Genomic DNA, 15081 nt, shown 5'->3' on the forward strand with positions numbered 1-15081 from the left:
TCAGGCCGTGTGACGCGACACCGCGGCGAGCGGGACGTGCCAGCGGAAGCGGAGGGAGAGCATCCGGAACGCGAAGACGAGCGCGGCGGCCGAGGCCTCCGTCCACGGGTTGTAGCCTCCCGTGCTCCACAGCACCGCGATCACCGCCGCCCCGAGCATCGCCGGCACAGCATAGAGGTCGTGCGGGTCGAAGAGCCGCGGGTCACGGTTGGCGACCACGTCGCGGAGGAGCCCGCCGCCGACCGCGGAGGTCACGCCGAGCACGGCCGCGGCGACCGGGTTGGCGCCGTGCCCGAGCGCGATGACGGTCCCCGTGACGCAGAACAGCGCCAGGCCGCCGCCGTCGAACACCAGCAGCGTGCGCGGGAGGCGCGCCACCGCGCCGGACAGGAAGTAGACCAGGATCGCGGCCACGACGGGCGGCGCCAGGTACACCGGGTTGGCGAACGCGTTCGGCGTGACGCCGAGGATGACGTCCCGGATGACACCGCCGCCCAGCCCGGTGAGCGAGCCGAGCAGCAGCGACCCGACGATGTCGAAGCCGCGCCGCGCGGCCAGCAGGCTGCCGGAGATCGCGAAGAAGAACGTGCCGAGCAGGTCGAGGACGACCGGGGCCGTCATCGGCTCGTCGCCGCAGCGTCGGTGTTCGAGTCCATCGGGCGTCCTTCGGTGGTGGGGGTGTCGCTCAATGCTATTGGCCTATTCACCCCGCGCCGCGGCTCCCGCCGATCCGGGGACTCTGGTCGCTGACGGTCTACAACAAGCACGAACCGGCTGCCGGCGTCAGCCGTCGAAGCCCACCTCGGGATCGAACCCGGCTTCGGCATCGAAGCCTGGTCCCAGCGCGCTGAGCGCGAACGACGCGATGTCGAGGATCGGCGCCGGCGTGTACCGGGCGATCTCCCAGCGGAACTCCGGAAGCAGCGTGCACTCCAGCACCAGCGCGCCGATGTCGGCCAGCCGGCCGCCCGGCGCGCACTCGCGCTCGAGCACGGCCTCCACCCCGGCACGGAGCGTGTCGAGGTCCCAGCCGTTGCCGTAGGCGTGGTCGTCGGTGAGGATGCCCTTCCAGCCCGGCTGGTCCTCCAGCCCGACGATCGTCAGGCGCGGGTACAGCTCGTCGGACGCCAGCAGCCGGTGCGCCAGCGGCGCCGACACGGTGAGCACGCCGATCCGGCGGCTGGTGAGGCTCGCCGCGAGCGGCAGCAGGTCGAGGCTGCTGGTCAGGGTGTTCCCGGTCGGGAGGCCGGTCTGCCTGGCGTAGTAGAAGAAGCCGCAGTCGGTGATGACCAGCGAGCAGTGCGCGAGCCGCTCCTTCGCGCGCCAGAACGCGTCGATGGCGACGGGGTCGCCGGCGACCAGCTTCTCGACCCTGGCGCCGCGTGCGACGGCGTAGGACACCGGGATGCCCGGCCAGCTCTCCGGGTTCTCGAAGAAGCCGACCGGGTTGCCGCTGATCGCCGGGGCGCCCGGCACGAGGCAGTCGATGTCGTCGACGGCGTAGGAGTCCAGGTCGCAGAGGATGACGCCGAGGGTCCGTGCGATCATGCGTGCACCGCGGCCACTGCCGGTCGCGCGGTATCGCGCGCGGCGCTGCCGACGACGGCGACGGCGTTGACCTCCACCCGGATGCCGGGGATGTTCAGCTCCTTGCCGATCAGGATGCCGGTGGCGGTGGGGCCGGGCTTCGGGAAGTAACTGAACCGGATGTCGTAGGTCCGCTGCCACTCCTCGACGCTGAGCTCACCCGAGTAGAAGGTGTTGAACTGGACGACGTCGCCCATCGTCCCGCCGAGGTCCTCGATGACGGCCCGCAGCGACTGCATCACGGCGTGGCACTGGGCCTCGATGTCACCGGGGTGCCGCACGTTGCCGTGCTCGTCCAGGTCCTCCTGGCCGCCGACCCAGATCATGTCGCCGACGCGGATGCCGTGGCTGTGGTTGATGGTGAACTGGCCGGGCACCTGCCAGTGGCCGGGAACCTGTGCGATGAGTCGTTCGGCGGTCATGATCTTCTCCTCGAAAAGCTGGTGATGGGGGATTGATCACCAGTGTGCGCGGAGCCGGGCCGGCGCGCACCCGTTCGAGGACCGGGGTCGCTGGTGCTGCCGAAAGGGATTCTTCGGCTGCGTCCGTCAGCCCGCCGCGGCCGTTGTTGTCGCGGCCAGTGTTGTCGTGGTGTGGGCCTCGGCGGCCTGGCGGATCTCGTCCAGCACGGCGCGGACGATCGGCCGGCGCTCGTCGGCCGTGCGGGTCACCGCCAGGATCCGGCGGCCGAGGTGCGGCCGGTCCAGCGAGTGGATGCTCACCGGAGCGACGCCGCGGTCGATCGACAGCGGAGGGAGGACCGAGATGCCGCGCCCGCGCGAGATGGACTCGACCAGCAGGAGCAGGTCCGCCGTGTGCCAGCGCACGTTCGGCTCGAACCCCTCCGACCGGCAGGCGAAGCGGACCGCCTGGCCGCACGCGCCGAGCTCGTCCGGCATCACCCACGGCTCGTTCCGGAGGTCGGCCAGCCGCACCTTCGACGGCATCTCGAACGTGGGCGGGGCGACGAGCACGAGCGGCTCCCGCAGGAGCTCGGTCGTGTGCAGGTAGTCCGGGAACGCCATCGGCACGTTGTCGTAGAGGTCGATGATCGCGACGTCGAGCGCGCCGCCGAGCAGCAGGTCGATGCTCTCCGCCGGCTCGATGACGTTGACGGTCAGCTCGATGTCGGGAGCGTCTTCTGCGAGGCTCTCGGCGACCGGGAGCAGGACGAAGCGGGCGACGGACGGGATGGCGCCGATGCGCACCCGGCCGGCGAGCTCGCCGCTGAGCTGGTCCATCTCGGCGCGGGTGGCCTCCAGCAGTCGGAGGATGCGCCGGGCGTGCTCGACCAGGATCTCGCCGGCGCCGGTGAGGCCGACGCCGCGCGGGGAGCGGTCGAGCAGCTTCACGCCGGCCTCCCGCTCCAGGATGCTGATCTGCTGCGAGACCGCCGAGGAGCTGATGCCGATCGTCCGCGCCGCCCCGGCGAGCGAGCCCTGCCGTGCGACCTCGCTGAGCAGGCGCAGGCGAGGGACGTCCGGGAGCGAGTTGTCCGTCATGCGCACATTCTTCCATGATTAGTTGTACTTACGCTACCTTTGGGGTTATCGTAAGAAAAAGTATTTACTCACGCTCCCGAATCGAGTAGACGACGATGTCACCTGAACGCTCCTCCGCCGACGCCCCCGCAACCGCGGCGGCCCGCACCGCCGGCGCCGCCGACTCCGTCCTGCGGGGCATCGAGCACACGATCGGCCGGGCGCGCCCCGACCTGATCGGGCTGAGCCACGGCATCCACTCGACGCCCGAGATCGGGTTCGAGGAGCACCGCTCGGCGGCGATCGTGTCCGAGTTCCTCCGCCGGCACGGCTTCGCGCCGGCCGTCGGCGTGTTCGGGGTGCCGACAGCGCTGCGCGCCCAGTCAGGAACGGGCCGCCCTCGGATCGCGGTGCTCGCCGAGTATGACGCGCTGCCCGGGGTCGGGCACGGCTGCGGGCACAACGTCATCTGCGCCGCAGCGGTCGGCGCGTTCCTCGGCGTGAGCGCGCAGCTCGCGGAGCTGGGCGGCTCGGTCGTCCTGCTCGGGACGCCGGCCGAGGAGAACGGCGGCGGCAAGGAGGTGCTGGAGCGCGCCGGCGCGTTCGACGACATCGACGCCGTCGTCATGGTGCACCCCTTCACCGGGCCCGACGAGGTGGCGTCGTTCACCTCCCTCGCCGTGCGCGATGTGGAGGCGACCTTCCACGGCATCGCAGCGCACGCCTCCTCCGCGCCGCACGAGGGCCGCAACGCACTGGACGCCGTCGTCGCCGCCTATCAGGGCGTGGCCGCGCTGCGCCAGCACATCCCGGCCACCGACCGGCTGCACGCCATCATCACGAACGGCGGGTCCGCGACGAACGTCGTCCCGGAGACCGCCGCGCTGACGGTCGAGGTCCGCTCGGAGTCCCTGGACGAGCTCGTGGACCTCTCGGCGCGCGTGCAGCGCATCCTCGACGGCGCCGCCCTCGCCTCCGACACCCGGCTGGAGGCCAGGTGGGACCCGTTCCCCGCCTACCTCCCGGTGCGCAGCAACGCTCCGCTCGCGGCCCGATACTTCACCCACCTGTCCGCGCGCGGCCGGAGCATCGTGCTCGACCCGCCCGGCCTGGTGGGCGGTGGCTGGTCGACCGACCTCGGCAACGTGAGCGTCCGGCGCCCCGCCATCCACCCCACCGTCAGCATCTCGCCGAAGCCGATCGTCATGCACACGGCGCGCTTCGGCCTCCAGGCGGTCAGCCCGCTCGGCGACGCCGCCGTCATCGACAGCGCGATCGGGCTCGCGGCCACGATGGCCGACTACTTGGCCGACCCGGTGCTGCGCGGCGCGGTCGACCGCGACTTCGCGGCGGCCGGCGGGCGCGTCGACGTGGAGCGGCTGCTGGCCGCTCCGGTCAGTGCGCTCGCCCCGTCCTCCGTCGACGGAACCTGACGATCATGCTCAACCCGGTCCATCTCCGCACGCTGTCCGTCGTGGTCCGCACGGGCTCGTTCGCGGACGCGGCACGCCAGATCGGCTACACCGGGTCCGCCGTCTCGCAGCAGGTCGCGGCCCTGGAGCACAGCCTCCGGGCGACACTGTTCGAGCGCGACGCGCACAGCATCCGCCCGACCGCCGCGGCGCTCTTCCTCGCCGAGCGCGCCCACGACATCCTGATGGCGCTCGGCGCGCTGGAGGACGACATGCGCGGCCTCAGCTCCGGGGGTTTCGGCCGCCTCCGGGTCGGCGGGTTCGCGGCCGTGAACGAGCGCCTCCTCCCGTGCAGCCTGGCCGGCTACCGCCGGTCGCACCCGAACGTCGACCTCGCGCTGGACGAGGGCGAGCCGGACGAGCTGGTCGCCAAGCTGCGCGACGCACTGCTGGAGGTGGCGGTCGTCTACGAGTACGACCTGGTGCCTCAGCGCTGGCCCGCCGCCGCGACGGTGACGCCGCTGCTCGATGAGGAGTTGTTCCTGATGGTTCCGGAGGGGCATGCGCTCGCCTCCGCGGGAACCGTCGCGATCGAAGACCTCGCCGCCGAGACCTGGGTCTCCACCCGGGAGGGCTCGGCGGGCGACAACTGCCTGATCCGCCTGTGCGGGGGAGCCGGCTTCGACCCGCTCATCGCGATGCGCGGCGCCGGCGCGGACTCGGTGCGCGGCATGGTCCAGGCGGGCATCGGGATCGCTCTCGTGCCGGCGCTGTCGGCGCAGTCCGGGGACGGGACCGAGCTGCTGACACTGGAGCCGGGCCTCCGGCGGCACGTGCTGGCGCTGCGTCGCGCCGAGCAGGAGAGCGCGCTGGCCGCGGAGGCGGTGGCGGCGCTGGCGGAGACGGTGCGGGAGCTCGTCGAGGACGGGGCGGGCATCTTCGCCCCCGGCGAGCAGCGGCGCCGGGTGGCCGAGGTGGAGTACTTGGCTCGGCGGGTGGCGGTAGCGGGGTAGGGGCCGGCGCGAGCAGCCTCGGTGTGGTGCCGGACCTGATATATTCCTAAACCACGTCGATACTAGGAGGCGGATCATTCCTCAGACGATGCCCCCGCCCGCAGCAAGAAGCATTGCGGCGCACGCTAGTACGACTCCGCAGATGATCGACCATATCGTGACGGAGAACGCCGGCCTGCTCGAGCGACTGCGGGACGCGTGAGCGTCTTCTTCCAGCTCAACGGCCACGACGAGCGTTACGACGAGGACGCCATGTTCGATTTCATCGTGGCGATCGCTGCGGGTGAGCACGAGGAGATCGGACGGATCGCCCAGCAGCTCTCCGTGTGGTTCCCGCGCCACTGACGGCGCGGGACGCCACACTCACCCGTCGCTCTCCCCGGTGATGCCGGAGGTGGATTCGATGACGGCGGCCATCTTCTTGTTGAGGGCTTCGTAGAACATCGAGAGCGGGAACTCGTCGTCCAGGACCGCGTCGGTGTACCCCTTCGGCGCGCCCGCGAGGATCTCATCCGACAGCCCGCGCGCCCAGGCCGAGGCCGGGTTGGGGGTGAGGGTCTGGGTGAGCATCTCGTACGCGGCGAGCCAGTGCGCGACCTTGGGTCGGTCGATGGAGCGCCAGTACAGGTCGTTGATCCGGTCCGATAGTGCCACGACCACGTCGGGGACTTCGTCCCAGTCGATGGTGAGCTGGGTGTCGGTCCAGTGCAGGACGTCGTGCTGGTGCAGCCAGGCGAAGAGGAGTTGCCCGCCGAGGCCGTCGTAGTTGCGGACGCGGCTGCCGGTGATCGCGAACCGGAAGATCCGGTCGAAGATCACCGCGTACTGCACGAGCTTGGCGTGGTCGCGGATCTGCTGCTGCGGCTCGGACAGCTCCGACTCCGGCAGCGCCCCGAGTGTGCGTTCCAACCGCACGGATTCGCGGAACGCGGTGAGGTCGCAGCGCAGCTCTTCCAGGGAGTAGAGGAAGAACGGCATCCGCTGCTTGATCATGAACGGGTCGAAGGGCAGGTCGCCGCGCATGTGGGAGCGGTCGTGGATGATGTCCCACATCACGAAGGTCTCCTCCGTGAGCCGCTGGTCCTCCAGCATCCGCGCCGCATCCTCGGAGCTCGAGCTTGGTGATCTCGGCGGCGGCGCGCACGACGCGGCGGTAGCGGGCGGCCTCCCGGTCCTGGAAGATCGCACCCCACGTGAACGTGGGCACCTCCGCCACGGACACACTCTCCGGGAACAGGACCGCCGAGTTGGTGTCGTAGCCCGGGGTGAAGTCGATGAACGACAGCGACACGAACAGTCCGTTGGTGTACTGCGTCTCCAGCTCGCCGATGAAGTCGGGCCAGATGACCTCGACCAGCACGGCCTCCACGAAGCGGTTCGTGCTGCCGTTCTGCGTGTACATCGGGAACACGACCAGGTGCGCGAGGCCGTCCTCCCGGTGGCGCTGCGGCTGGAAGGCGACGAGGGACTCCCGGAAGTCCGGCACCCCGAAGCCCTCGTGGGCCCAGCGGGCGAAGTCCCGGTCCAGCGCGGCCAGGTACGCCGCGTCGTGCGGGAACAGGGGGGCAAGCGCCGCGACCGACTCGCGGATCGAGCGCACCAGCTCCGCCGCCCAGGTGCGGCTGGCCAGCTCGTCCAGCGAGCCGTCCTTCACCTGGAGCTGCTGGAGGTCGATGGCGGCCTGCTTCAGCGCGAGCCAGTCGGGGTTCGCGCGCAGGCGGTCACGGTTCGGCGTCGCGGTGGCGGCGTAGTCGAGCTCGGTGTTCATGGGATCCCTTTCGTGGCGAGGAGCGGGCAGAAGGATGGAGGGCGGCGAGCGACGGTGTCGAGGTCGCATCGCCCGCCGCCGGTCTGGGGTGGTCGAGGGACGCGCGGGTCAGCCGATCAACCGCGGCGCCCCGGTGTTCGCGGCCGAGCCGGGCAGCCCGTGCGACTCGAGGATCTTCGCCAGCTGACCGTTCGCCTTGATCGTGGCGATGAAGCCGTCGAGGGCCTTCAGGAGCGCGGGGTTCTGGAACGAGATCGGGAAGGTGGTCTGCGGCGGCTGGAGGGAGGCGCCGATCACCGAGTTCGGCTTGGCGACCTTCACCTTCAGGTTCGGTGCGTTGAAGGACCCGGAGCCGAAGCTGTCCATCGCGACCTGCAGGCGTCCGGCCTTGAGGTCCTGGTACATGTCGGTGGTCGACTTGTAGATCTTGAGGTCGTCGCCGTAGTACGCCTTGGCCTCGCCGACCCAGAGGTCGCCGTCGACCGTTCCGACGGTCTTCCCCTTCAGCGAGGGCACGGTGTCGTAGCCCTCCTTCGACACGAACGCCATCTGGTCGAGGTAGACCGGCTGGGTCAGCCCGACGATCTTGGCGCGGGAGGCCGACCGCCACCACGACCCGGCGGCGATGTCCGAGCGTCCGGTCTGGACAGCGGGGATGACCGCGGCGGTCGCGACCGGGGTCGCGGTGACGGTGACGCACTCCTCCTTGGCGAAGGCGTTGAGGATGTCGCCGTCGATCCCGCCCAGGGTGGTGCCCTGCGAGGTGATGAACGGCGGGAGGGCGGACAGGGTGACGGTCAGCGTCCCCTTGGCGATGGTGCTGAACGTGTCCTTCGGCTTGCACCCGGCGGCGACGCCGGTGCTCCCGGACGAGGCCGCGCAGCCGGTGAGGGCGGTGGCGAGGACGACGACGGCGGCGGCTGCTGTGAGACTGCGGTGTGGCATGGTGCTGCTCCTTCAGGGGGTGGGGACCGGCGCGCGGTGGGGCGCCAGGGCTTTCTCGACACGCGCGCTCAACCAGCTCGCCGGGATCGTGATGGCCGCGTAGAGGAGGCCGGCCAGAGTGAGGATGCTCAGGTAGTGGAAGGTCGTGGAGCCGATGGAGTAGGCCTGCGACATCAGCTCGGGCACCGCGATCGTGTAGGCGAGCGAGGTGGCCTGGAACATCATGATCGAGAACCCGACGAGCGGCGGGATCGCGATCCGGAGGCCCTGCGGGATCACCACGTAGCGCAGCGCGTCCCGCCGGCTGAGGCCGAGCGCGTCGGCGGCCTCGACCTCGGACTCCGGCACGGCCTGGAGCCCGCCGCGGATGATCTCGCTGGTGTACGCGGCGGTGGTCAGGCCGAGGGCGATGACCGAGGCGGTGAACGACGCGAAGGTGATGCCGACGGTCGGGAGGCCGAAGTAGACGAGCTGCAGGACGACCAGCGCGGGGGTGCCGCGGCCGATCTCCACGATGACGATGGTCGTCACCCGCAGCGCCCGGTTGCGGACGCCGGCGCCGAGCGCGAGCAGCAGGCCCGCGGGCAGCCCGACGGCCAGGATGGCGCCGGTGAGGCGCAGGCTCACGCCGAGCCCGCCGAGCAGTTGCGGCCAGAACTGGATCCAGTCCTCGATCAGATTCATCGGGCGACCCTCTTCCGGAGCGTGGTGTCGAGGCGCCGGGTCAGCCAGGCGCACGGGATGGTCATGGCGATGTAGAGGCCGGCGGCCCAGAGGAACGGCACGATGCCGTTGGCGGTCTGGGTGGCGTCCTGACCGGCGAAGAAGACGATGTCCTGCACGCCGATCACCGAGGCGATGGAGGAGTCCTTGAGCAGCCCGATCGCGTACGTCGCCGCGGCGGGGATGGACACCCGGAGCACCTGCGGCCCGATCACGGTGGCGAGGGTGGCCGAGCGGGACATCCCGAGGGCGTCGCTGGCCTCCCACTGGCCGTCGCTGATCGCAGTGAGGCCGCCGCGGTAGATCTCCGCCAGGTACGCGGAGGTGACGACCCCGAAGCCGATGATCGCGGCCGTGAACGAGTCGAGCTTGATCGCGCCGCTGCCGATCCCGAAGTACAGGATGAACAGCCAGACCAGCGGAGGGATGCCGCGGACGATCTCGATGACGGCGCGGGCGGCGAGCCGCAGCCACGCGAACCGGGAGCGGCGGGCGAGCACGAGCGGGACACCGCCGACGGCGCCGATCGCGAAGGAGCACACGGTGATCAGCAGCGTCATCTGGACGCCCTGGACGACGGCGGCGAGGTGGTCCATGTCAGCGCTCCAGGACCGCGCGCAGGAACTGGCGGGTCCGCTCCGTGCCCGGCGCGGTGAAGACCTGCTCCGGCTCGCCCTCTTCGAGGATGGCGCCCTGGGCCATCACGACGACCCGGTCGGAGACGTCGCGCGCGAACTGCATCTCGTGCGTGACGACGACCATCGTCATGCCGGACTTCGCGAGCTCCCGCATCACCGCCAGGACCTCCAGCCCGACCTCCGGGTCGAGCGCGGAGGTCGGCTCGTCGAACAGCATCACGTGCGGGTCGAGCGCGAGGGCCCGGGCGATCGCGATGCGCTGCTGCTGGCCTCCCGAGCAGCGCCCGGGGAACTGGCCGGCCTTGTCGGCGAGCCCGACCCGGTCGAGCAGCGCGAGAGACCGGGCGTCGGCGTCCGTCCGACTGCGGCCGAGAACGCGCTCCTGCGCGAGGCTGACGTTGCGGAGGACGGTCATGTGCGGGAACAGGTTGAACGACTGGAACACCATCCCGACGTCGCGGCGCAGCGCCTGGAGCTGCTTGCGCTTGATCTCGGAGCCCGCGTCGATCACGGTGCCCTCGACGGTGACGCGGCCGCTGTCCGGCACCTCGAGGAGATTGACGCAGCGCAGCAGCGTGCTCTTGCCCGCGCCGCTCGGGCCGATGATCGCGACGACCTCGCCCTCGCGCACGGAGAGCGACACGTCGTCGATGACGGTGTGCTCGCCGTAGCGTTTGACGACGGACTGCAGCGATATGGCGATCCCGTCACGGTGATCTGATTCCAGCATGGCGAACTCGTTCCTGGAGGCTGTGGAGACAATCGACCTGGACGGTGTTCGGTGCGGTGTCCTGCCCCCGCGGCGATGCGGGGACGGGACGGGAACACTGCGGCGTCGTTGTCGTGGATTGTTCTGAATCCAGGATGCGTCGGCGCAGTCGCGGGCGCTACGGAACGAGCGCCGCTGTCGGTTGGGGTGGCGTAAGGAGTGTTTTCGCTGGGGCGTGCGAGGGCGTCGGTGTCAGCGCTCAGCCGGCTCGCTGAGCCCCCGCACGTGCGCGATCAACTGCTCCGCCACCGCCTCGAACGGCTCGATGCTGGACTGCGCGCGGCTGAGGATGACGCCGCCCTCGCTGCCCGCGACGAGCATCACTGCCGCTCCGCCCGCGGCGCCCTCCGGCACACCGCCCAGCGTCAGCAGCTCCGCCAGGAGGTCGGCCCAGCCGCGGAACACCGCGCCGGAGCGCTCCAGCAGGTCGTCGGAGTCCGCGGCCACCGCGACCGCCACGGCTGAGCAGCCGATCGTGAAGCGCGACGCCAGCAGCAGCCGTCGCCACGCGTCCAGGAACGTCGCGGCGACCTCCACGGCGGGCAGGCCGCGCGCCGACTCGATGACCTCGATCGACCTCGCGCGCTGGAGGTCGAGCGCCTGCGCGACCAGGCTCGCCTTGCCGCCGGGGAAGTGGTGGTAGATCGACCCGCGAGGCGCGCCGGTGAGGGCGAGCACCTCGGAGAACGACGTCTCCTGGAGGCCCTTCTCGGCCAGCAGCCGGGCGGCGCCCTCGATCATGCGCGCTTTCGCATCCGACACCATCCGTGGACCTTTCCGTCGAGAAGCCTTGACTATGACGCTCATCATAATCCACACTGGACCCGCCACCCCGGAACCGAGGAGATGAGTCCCATGCCCATGATCGACGTCTACGCGACCGCCGGCACCTTCGCCGACCCGCACACGCTCGCCGCGACCCTCGCCGACACCCTCAAGGTGATCGAGCAGGTGCCCGACATCCCGATGTTCCGCAAGAACACCGCCGCCTTCGTCCACGAGCTCGCCGACGGTGCGCTCTCGAACGTCGACGGGGACTCGAACTACGTGCGCGTGCAGGTGCTCACCAACGCCGGCGCGCTCGATCGGCCGAAGCAGCTCGCGGTGGTCGAGCAGTTCACCGCCATCGTCGCGGAGGCCGCGGGCGACCCCACCCTCGCCGAGCGCACCTGGGTCCTCCTCACCGAGGCCGTCGAGGGCGGCTGGGGCCTCGCCGGCCACGCGAACACCAACGCCGAGCTGATCCAGGCCGCGCGCACCCAAATCGCCACGCTCCAAGCAGGCAACTGACCCGAGACGTGACCAATCGCGGGAATCCACCGCCGGATTCCCGCGATTACTCACGTCTCGGCGCGCGTTAAGTCCTGGGCGTGCATGACGAGGATGCCGCTGGGGCCGCGGAGGTAGGTGAGCTTGTAGATGTCGCGGTAGTTGGCGACGCCGCGGAGCGGGTGGCAGCCGTGGGCGGCGGCGATCTCCAGGGAGTGCGCGATGTCGTCGACCTGGAACGCGACGCGGTGCATGCCGATCTCGTTCGGGAGGGTCGGCTCGGTCTCGATCGCGTCGGGGTGGAGGTACTCGAACAGCTCCAGCCGCCCCTGGCCGCCCGGCGTCTGCAGCAGCGCGATGTTCGCGTGGTTGCCGTCGAGGCCGACGGCGGTGTCCGTCCACTCGCCGCTGACCGTGTCGCGGCCGACGACCTCCAGGCCGAGGTCGGTGAAGAAGGCGATCGCCGCCTCCAGGTCGCGGACGGCGATGCCGACGTTGTCGAGGGTGATGGGCATGGCACGCATGGTACCCACCCCCACCCGTGCTCGGGAGAGGGCTCGCGCGCGACCCCGGTGCGTCCGCGGAAACCCCCGTAACAGCGGGAATCCGGCGGCCGCGCGCGAACGGCGGTCAGGCTCGGACTTCCTTTCCGTGGACGGTGACGGCGTAGATGACGAGGATGTCGACGGCGATCATCACGATCGACCACCAGGGCTGTGCGGGCAGCGACATCAACTGGGTGACGGCGTTCACTGCCGCGACGACGACCGCGAAGATGCGCGCCCAGGTGCGGCCGGTGAGCAGCGAGAAGGCGGCCAGCGCCAACCCCACCCCGATGACCAGCGACCACCAGCCCCAGCCGGCGACGTCGAAGGATGCCGCCCTGCCGTTGGGGCCGACGAAGTAGGCGGTGTTGGGACCGATGATCGCCATGATCCCGTAGAAGATGTCGATCGCTGCTCCGATCAGGAGCATGACCGCCGCGAAGAACACCCAGCCGACCCAGCCGGTCCGCTGCGCTCCAGGATGGGACTGTGTTTGAGTCATGGTGCCGACTCCTCGCTCTGTGTGGTGCTTTCGGCTGCATGATGCATCGAAAAAGTGCACTTGGCAACAGCGGGTTTTCGGCCTGCCTCCGCGGCCGGATTGACCTCTTGCCGAGCCGGGCTGCGGCGTCGTACCGTTCGGCCACGCGGAGCGGCACTCGCTCCCGCCAACCGATCGGAGTCGCCATGACTTTCTGGGATTTCCTCGTCTGGTCGTTCTGGTTCTACCTGGTGTTCGTCTGCATCACGATCTTCATCCGGGTGTTCATCGACCTCTTCCGCGACCCTGAGCTCAACGGCTGGGCCAAGGCGCTCTGGTGCATCTTCCTGGTGGTGGTGCCGTTCCTCGCCGCCTTCATCTACCTGATCGCTCGCGGCGGTCGCATGGCGCAGCGCAGCGCAGCGGGCTCGATGCAGGCCCAGGCCGCCTCCGCCGACTACATCCGCTCGGTGGCGGGGACGGGGACGACCTCGCCCGCCGTGGAGATCGAGTCGGCCAAGCAGCTCCTCGACGCCGGCACGATCACGCCGGCCGAGTTCGAGACGCTCAAGGCCAAGGCGCTCAGCGGGGCCGCATAGTCCCTTACAGAACCGTGGCCCGAACGCACCAGAGCCCGACCGATCGCTCGGCCGGGCTCTGGCGTGTTTTCCCCATACCCGTAGCTACGGGGACCATCAGCATACGCCGCCGCTCACCCGCGGGGAACGCGCACCCGCAGGGCGCCGGGGTCGACGCGGACGCGCATCGAGGTCACCTCCCCGAAGAGGTCGCCGTCGAGCTCGACCTGCTCCGGGCGGCTGGAGGTCAGCACGATCTCCTTGCCTTTGAGGTAGTTCATCGCGTGCACCTCGCGGTCGTCGCGCATCAGGCGGCGGCCGACGCTGGTGCGGCGCAGCACGCCGTTCTCCCAGAAGATCTTGACGACGATCCGCGCCCAGCCCACGATGCTCTCCGGCCGGAGCACCACGATGTCGAGGATGCCGTCGTCCACGGCCGCGTCCGGGAGCAGCAGGATGTCCGCCTGCAGCGACCCGCAGTTGCCGATCATGACGGTGTGCGCACGCAGCGAGTGTGTGTGGCCTCCGTCGAGCTGGTAGCGCAGGCGCAGCTCGTTCTTGTCGCGCAGCACCCGCCCCATCGCGTGCACGTACGCGATCCACCCGGCCTTGGCCTTGAGGTCCTCGTCGGTCGCCGCGATCATCTTGGCATCGATCCCGAGCCCGGCCATGACGAGGAAGGCGCGCCGCTCGGTGCCGTCGCGGCCGTCGCGCAGCTCGGCGAGGCCGACGTCGATGGCCCGGTCCGCGCCGTCGAACGCCGTGTCGAGGGCGTGCTCGACGTCGTCCAGGGTCAGCGAGAGGTTGCGGGCGAGGAGGTTGCCGGTGCCGGAGGGCAGCAGCGCCAGTGCCGTGTCGGTGCCGCGCAGCTCCTCGGCGACCGTGCGCACGGTGCCGTCGCCTCCGGCCGCGATCACCACGTCCACGCCCTGCTCCAGCGCCTCGCGGGTCTGGCCCGTGCCCGGGTCGTCCTCCGTCGTCTCCAGCCAGAGGGTGTCCTCCCAGCCGTGCCGGCGCTCGGCGGCCGCGAGGGCCTCCCGCAGCCGTTCCGGGTCGGTCTTCACCGGGTTGACCACGATCGCGGCCCTGCTCATCCGTCTTCCTTTCGCGCGTCGTGCTCGGGCGGCGCGACGCTGACCCAGACAGTACGCCTCCGTGGGCGAGCGTGTGCCAGGCTGAGGGGATGCACGTGCTCGACGACCCCGCCTGGAACGCCCTCACCGGCCCGCACGCCGCGCTCGCCGTCGGGGACGACGTGGCCCGCCGCTACCCGCCCGACATGTCGCCGTTCGCGTCCGTCGCCGACCGGGGCAGCGACGCGGACTGGTCCCGTTTGGCCGGTCTCGTCGGGCCGGGGGCGACGCTTGGCGTGTTCTCCGACGCGGCGCCGGAGGGCTGGGAGGCCGTCGCCGGGTACGACTGCTACCAGTACGTGTTCGAGGGCGCCGACCTCCCCGCGCCGCCCGCGCTCGGCGACGACGCGCGCCTCGTCCCGCTCGGGGAGGCCGACGTCGCGGAGGCGCTCGACCTGGTCGAGCGCACCAGGCCCGGCCCGTTCCTCCCGCGCACGATCGACTTCGGCGGCTACCACGGCGTCCGCGTCGGCGACCGGCTTGCGGCGATGGCCGGCCAGCGGATGCGCCCGGACGGCTGGTGCGAGGTCAGCGCGGTCTGCTCAGACCCGGAGTGGCGGGGCCGCGGCTTCGCGCTGCAGGTCATGCTCGCCGTCATGCGCGGGATCCTCGACCGCGGCGAGCGGCCGTTCCTGCACGTCGAGACCGTGAACGAGCGGGCGGTGGCGGTGTACGAGCGGCTCGGGTTCACCCGCCGCGCACGCCTGAACGTTCTGGTGTGCCGGACGGCGGGATGACG

At 70.7% G+C, this 15081-nt stretch carries 18 protein-coding genes and 1 pseudogene; 6 read left to right on the forward strand and 13 right to left on the reverse strand.

Annotation, left to right across the window (positions count from 1 at the left end; translation table 11 throughout):
- The 4 genes from ABCS02_RS01770 to ABCS02_RS01785 all read right to left on the reverse strand — a co-directional run bounded on the left by ABCS02_RS01770 (nt 1) and on the right by ABCS02_RS01785 (nt 3089).
- Nucleotides 1-621: a TRIC cation channel family protein gene (locus tag ABCS02_RS01770; RefSeq protein WP_345833893.1), complete on the reverse strand. Its 621-nt coding sequence runs from the start codon at nt 619-621 to the stop codon at nt 1-3.
- A 162-nt stretch (nt 622-783) separates the two neighbouring features.
- A complete protein-coding gene (locus tag ABCS02_RS01775) occupies nt 784-1548 on the reverse strand; it encodes a hypothetical protein (RefSeq protein WP_345833894.1) in 765 nt (254 codons plus the stop codon).
- Entirely contained in the window at nt 1545-2009 is a 465-nt protein-coding gene (locus tag ABCS02_RS01780) for a RidA family protein (RefSeq protein ID WP_345833895.1), read from the reverse strand. Before ABCS02_RS01780 ends, ABCS02_RS01775 begins: the two co-directional genes overlap by 4 nt.
- Nucleotides 2010-2135: 126 nt before the next feature.
- Nucleotides 2136-3089: a LysR family transcriptional regulator gene (locus ABCS02_RS01785; RefSeq protein WP_345833896.1), complete on the reverse strand. Its 954-nt coding sequence runs from the start codon at nt 3087-3089 to the stop codon at nt 2136-2138.
- Nucleotides 3090-3184: 95 nt separating this feature from the next.
- On the opposite strand from ABCS02_RS01785, the gene ABCS02_RS01790 reads away from it, so the two are divergent.
- The 3 genes from ABCS02_RS01790 (at nt 3185) to ABCS02_RS01800 (ending at nt 5838) form a co-directional block, all read left to right on the forward strand.
- Nucleotides 3185-4501, forward strand: coding sequence for a M20 family metallopeptidase (locus ABCS02_RS01790; protein ID WP_345833897.1), 1317 nt, complete (start codon nt 3185-3187; stop codon nt 4499-4501).
- 5 nt (nt 4502-4506) lie between these two features.
- The gene (locus ABCS02_RS01795; RefSeq protein WP_345833898.1) at nt 4507-5493 is read left to right on the forward strand and encodes a LysR family transcriptional regulator; all 987 of its coding nucleotides are present in this window, start codon (nt 4507-4509) and stop codon (nt 5491-5493) included.
- A 198-nt stretch (nt 5494-5691) separates the two neighbouring features.
- On the forward strand, nt 5692-5838 hold the full coding sequence (locus ABCS02_RS01800) for a hypothetical protein (protein ID WP_345833899.1): 147 nt from the start codon (nt 5692-5694) through the stop codon (nt 5836-5838).
- A gap of 18 nt (nt 5839-5856) precedes the next feature.
- Here ABCS02_RS01800 and ABCS02_RS01805 read toward each other — a convergent pair.
- The 6 genes and pseudogenes from ABCS02_RS01805 to ABCS02_RS01830 form a co-directional block, all read right to left on the reverse strand.
- Nucleotides 5857-7261: pseudogene (locus tag ABCS02_RS01805) on the reverse strand (DUF6421 family protein).
- Nucleotides 7262-7369: 108 nt separating this feature from the next.
- Nucleotides 7370-8206, reverse strand: coding sequence for a transporter substrate-binding domain-containing protein (locus ABCS02_RS01810; RefSeq protein WP_345833900.1), 837 nt, complete (start codon nt 8204-8206; stop codon nt 7370-7372).
- A gap of 12 nt (nt 8207-8218) precedes the next feature.
- Entirely contained in the window at nt 8219-8890 is a 672-nt protein-coding gene (locus ABCS02_RS01815) for an amino acid ABC transporter permease (RefSeq protein WP_345833901.1), read from the reverse strand.
- Nucleotides 8887-9525, reverse strand: a complete 639-nt coding sequence (locus tag ABCS02_RS01820) for an amino acid ABC transporter permease (protein WP_345833902.1) — start codon at nt 9523-9525, stop codon at nt 8887-8889. Before ABCS02_RS01820 ends, ABCS02_RS01815 begins: the two co-directional genes overlap by 4 nt.
- A 1-nt stretch (nt 9526) precedes the next feature.
- Nucleotides 9527-10297 carry an amino acid ABC transporter ATP-binding protein gene (locus tag ABCS02_RS01825; RefSeq protein WP_345833903.1) on the reverse strand — a complete coding sequence of 257 codons (771 nt, stop codon included), beginning with the start codon at nt 10295-10297 and terminating at the stop codon, nt 9527-9529.
- A 231-nt stretch (nt 10298-10528) separates the two neighbouring features.
- Nucleotides 10529-11077, reverse strand: coding sequence for a TetR/AcrR family transcriptional regulator (locus tag ABCS02_RS01830; protein WP_345833904.1), 549 nt, complete (start codon nt 11075-11077; stop codon nt 10529-10531).
- A gap of 114 nt (nt 11078-11191) precedes the next feature.
- Between ABCS02_RS01830 and ABCS02_RS01835 the strand changes: the two genes are divergently transcribed.
- The gene (locus tag ABCS02_RS01835; protein WP_345833905.1) at nt 11192-11626 is read left to right on the forward strand and encodes a hypothetical protein; all 435 of its coding nucleotides are present in this window, start codon (nt 11192-11194) and stop codon (nt 11624-11626) included.
- Nucleotides 11627-11676: 50 nt separating this feature from the next.
- Here the strand turns inward: ABCS02_RS01835 and ABCS02_RS01840 are convergent, their stop codons facing one another.
- Nucleotides 11677-12120, reverse strand: coding sequence for a VOC family protein (locus tag ABCS02_RS01840; RefSeq protein WP_345833906.1), 444 nt, complete (start codon nt 12118-12120; stop codon nt 11677-11679).
- Between the two features lie 115 nt (nt 12121-12235).
- Complete coding sequence (locus ABCS02_RS01845; protein ID WP_345833907.1) at nt 12236-12652, reverse strand: hypothetical protein; 417 nt, start codon at nt 12650-12652, stop codon at nt 12236-12238.
- A 185-nt stretch (nt 12653-12837) separates the two neighbouring features.
- On the opposite strand from ABCS02_RS01845, the gene ABCS02_RS01850 reads away from it, so the two are divergent.
- Complete coding sequence (locus ABCS02_RS01850; protein WP_345833908.1) at nt 12838-13230, forward strand: SHOCT domain-containing protein; 393 nt, start codon at nt 12838-12840, stop codon at nt 13228-13230.
- Nucleotides 13231-13343: 113 nt separating this feature from the next.
- Here ABCS02_RS01850 and ABCS02_RS01855 read toward each other — a convergent pair whose 3' ends face one another.
- On the reverse strand, nt 13344-14303 hold the full coding sequence (locus ABCS02_RS01855) for a diacylglycerol kinase family protein (RefSeq protein WP_345833909.1): 960 nt from the start codon (nt 14301-14303) through the stop codon (nt 13344-13346).
- 95 nt (nt 14304-14398) lie between these two features.
- Here ABCS02_RS01855 and ABCS02_RS01860 point away from each other — a divergent pair, with 95 nt between their 5' ends.
- The gene (locus ABCS02_RS01860; protein WP_345833910.1) at nt 14399-15079 is read left to right on the forward strand and encodes a GNAT family N-acetyltransferase; all 681 of its coding nucleotides are present in this window, start codon (nt 14399-14401) and stop codon (nt 15077-15079) included.
- The last annotated feature ends 2 nt before the right edge of the window (nt 15080-15081 follow it).

The sequence above is a fragment of the Microbacterium sp. X-17 genome (assembly GCF_039615055.1).

Excerpts from the sequence above, each read along its gene's own strand:
- ABCS02_RS01770 (WP_345833893.1), bottom strand. The coding sequence starts at position 621 with ATGACGGCCCCGGTCGTCCTCGACCTGCTCGGCACGTTCTTCTTCGCG.
- ABCS02_RS01775 (WP_345833894.1), bottom strand. The coding sequence starts at position 1,548 with ATGATCGCACGGACCCTCGGCGTCATCCTCTGCGACCTGGACTCCTAC.
- ABCS02_RS01780 (WP_345833895.1), bottom strand. The coding sequence starts at position 2,009 with ATGACCGCCGAACGACTCATCGCACAGGTTCCCGGCCACTGGCAGGTG.
- ABCS02_RS01785 (WP_345833896.1), bottom strand. The coding sequence starts at position 3,089 with ATGACGGACAACTCGCTCCCGGACGTCCCTCGCCTGCGCCTGCTCAGC.
- ABCS02_RS01790 (WP_345833897.1), top strand. The coding sequence starts at position 3,185 with ATGTCACCTGAACGCTCCTCCGCCGACGCCCCCGCAACCGCGGCGGCC.
- ABCS02_RS01795 (WP_345833898.1), top strand. The coding sequence starts at position 4,507 with ATGCTCAACCCGGTCCATCTCCGCACGCTGTCCGTCGTGGTCCGCACG.
- ABCS02_RS01810 (WP_345833900.1), bottom strand. The coding sequence starts at position 8,206 with ATGCCACACCGCAGTCTCACAGCAGCCGCCGCCGTCGTCGTCCTCGCC.
- ABCS02_RS01815 (WP_345833901.1), bottom strand. The coding sequence starts at position 8,890 with ATGAATCTGATCGAGGACTGGATCCAGTTCTGGCCGCAACTGCTCGGC.
- ABCS02_RS01820 (WP_345833902.1), bottom strand. The coding sequence starts at position 9,525 with ATGGACCACCTCGCCGCCGTCGTCCAGGGCGTCCAGATGACGCTGCTG.
- ABCS02_RS01825 (WP_345833903.1), bottom strand. The coding sequence starts at position 10,297 with ATGCTGGAATCAGATCACCGTGACGGGATCGCCATATCGCTGCAGTCC.
- ABCS02_RS01830 (WP_345833904.1), bottom strand. The coding sequence starts at position 11,077 with ATGATCGAGGGCGCCGCCCGGCTGCTGGCCGAGAAGGGCCTCCAGGAG.
- ABCS02_RS01835 (WP_345833905.1), top strand. The coding sequence starts at position 11,192 with ATGCCCATGATCGACGTCTACGCGACCGCCGGCACCTTCGCCGACCCG.
- ABCS02_RS01840 (WP_345833906.1), bottom strand. The coding sequence starts at position 12,120 with ATGCCCATCACCCTCGACAACGTCGGCATCGCCGTCCGCGACCTGGAG.
- ABCS02_RS01845 (WP_345833907.1), bottom strand. The coding sequence starts at position 12,652 with ATGACTCAAACACAGTCCCATCCTGGAGCGCAGCGGACCGGCTGGGTC.
- ABCS02_RS01850 (WP_345833908.1), top strand. The coding sequence starts at position 12,838 with ATGACTTTCTGGGATTTCCTCGTCTGGTCGTTCTGGTTCTACCTGGTG.
- ABCS02_RS01855 (WP_345833909.1), bottom strand. The coding sequence starts at position 14,303 with ATGAGCAGGGCCGCGATCGTGGTCAACCCGGTGAAGACCGACCCGGAA.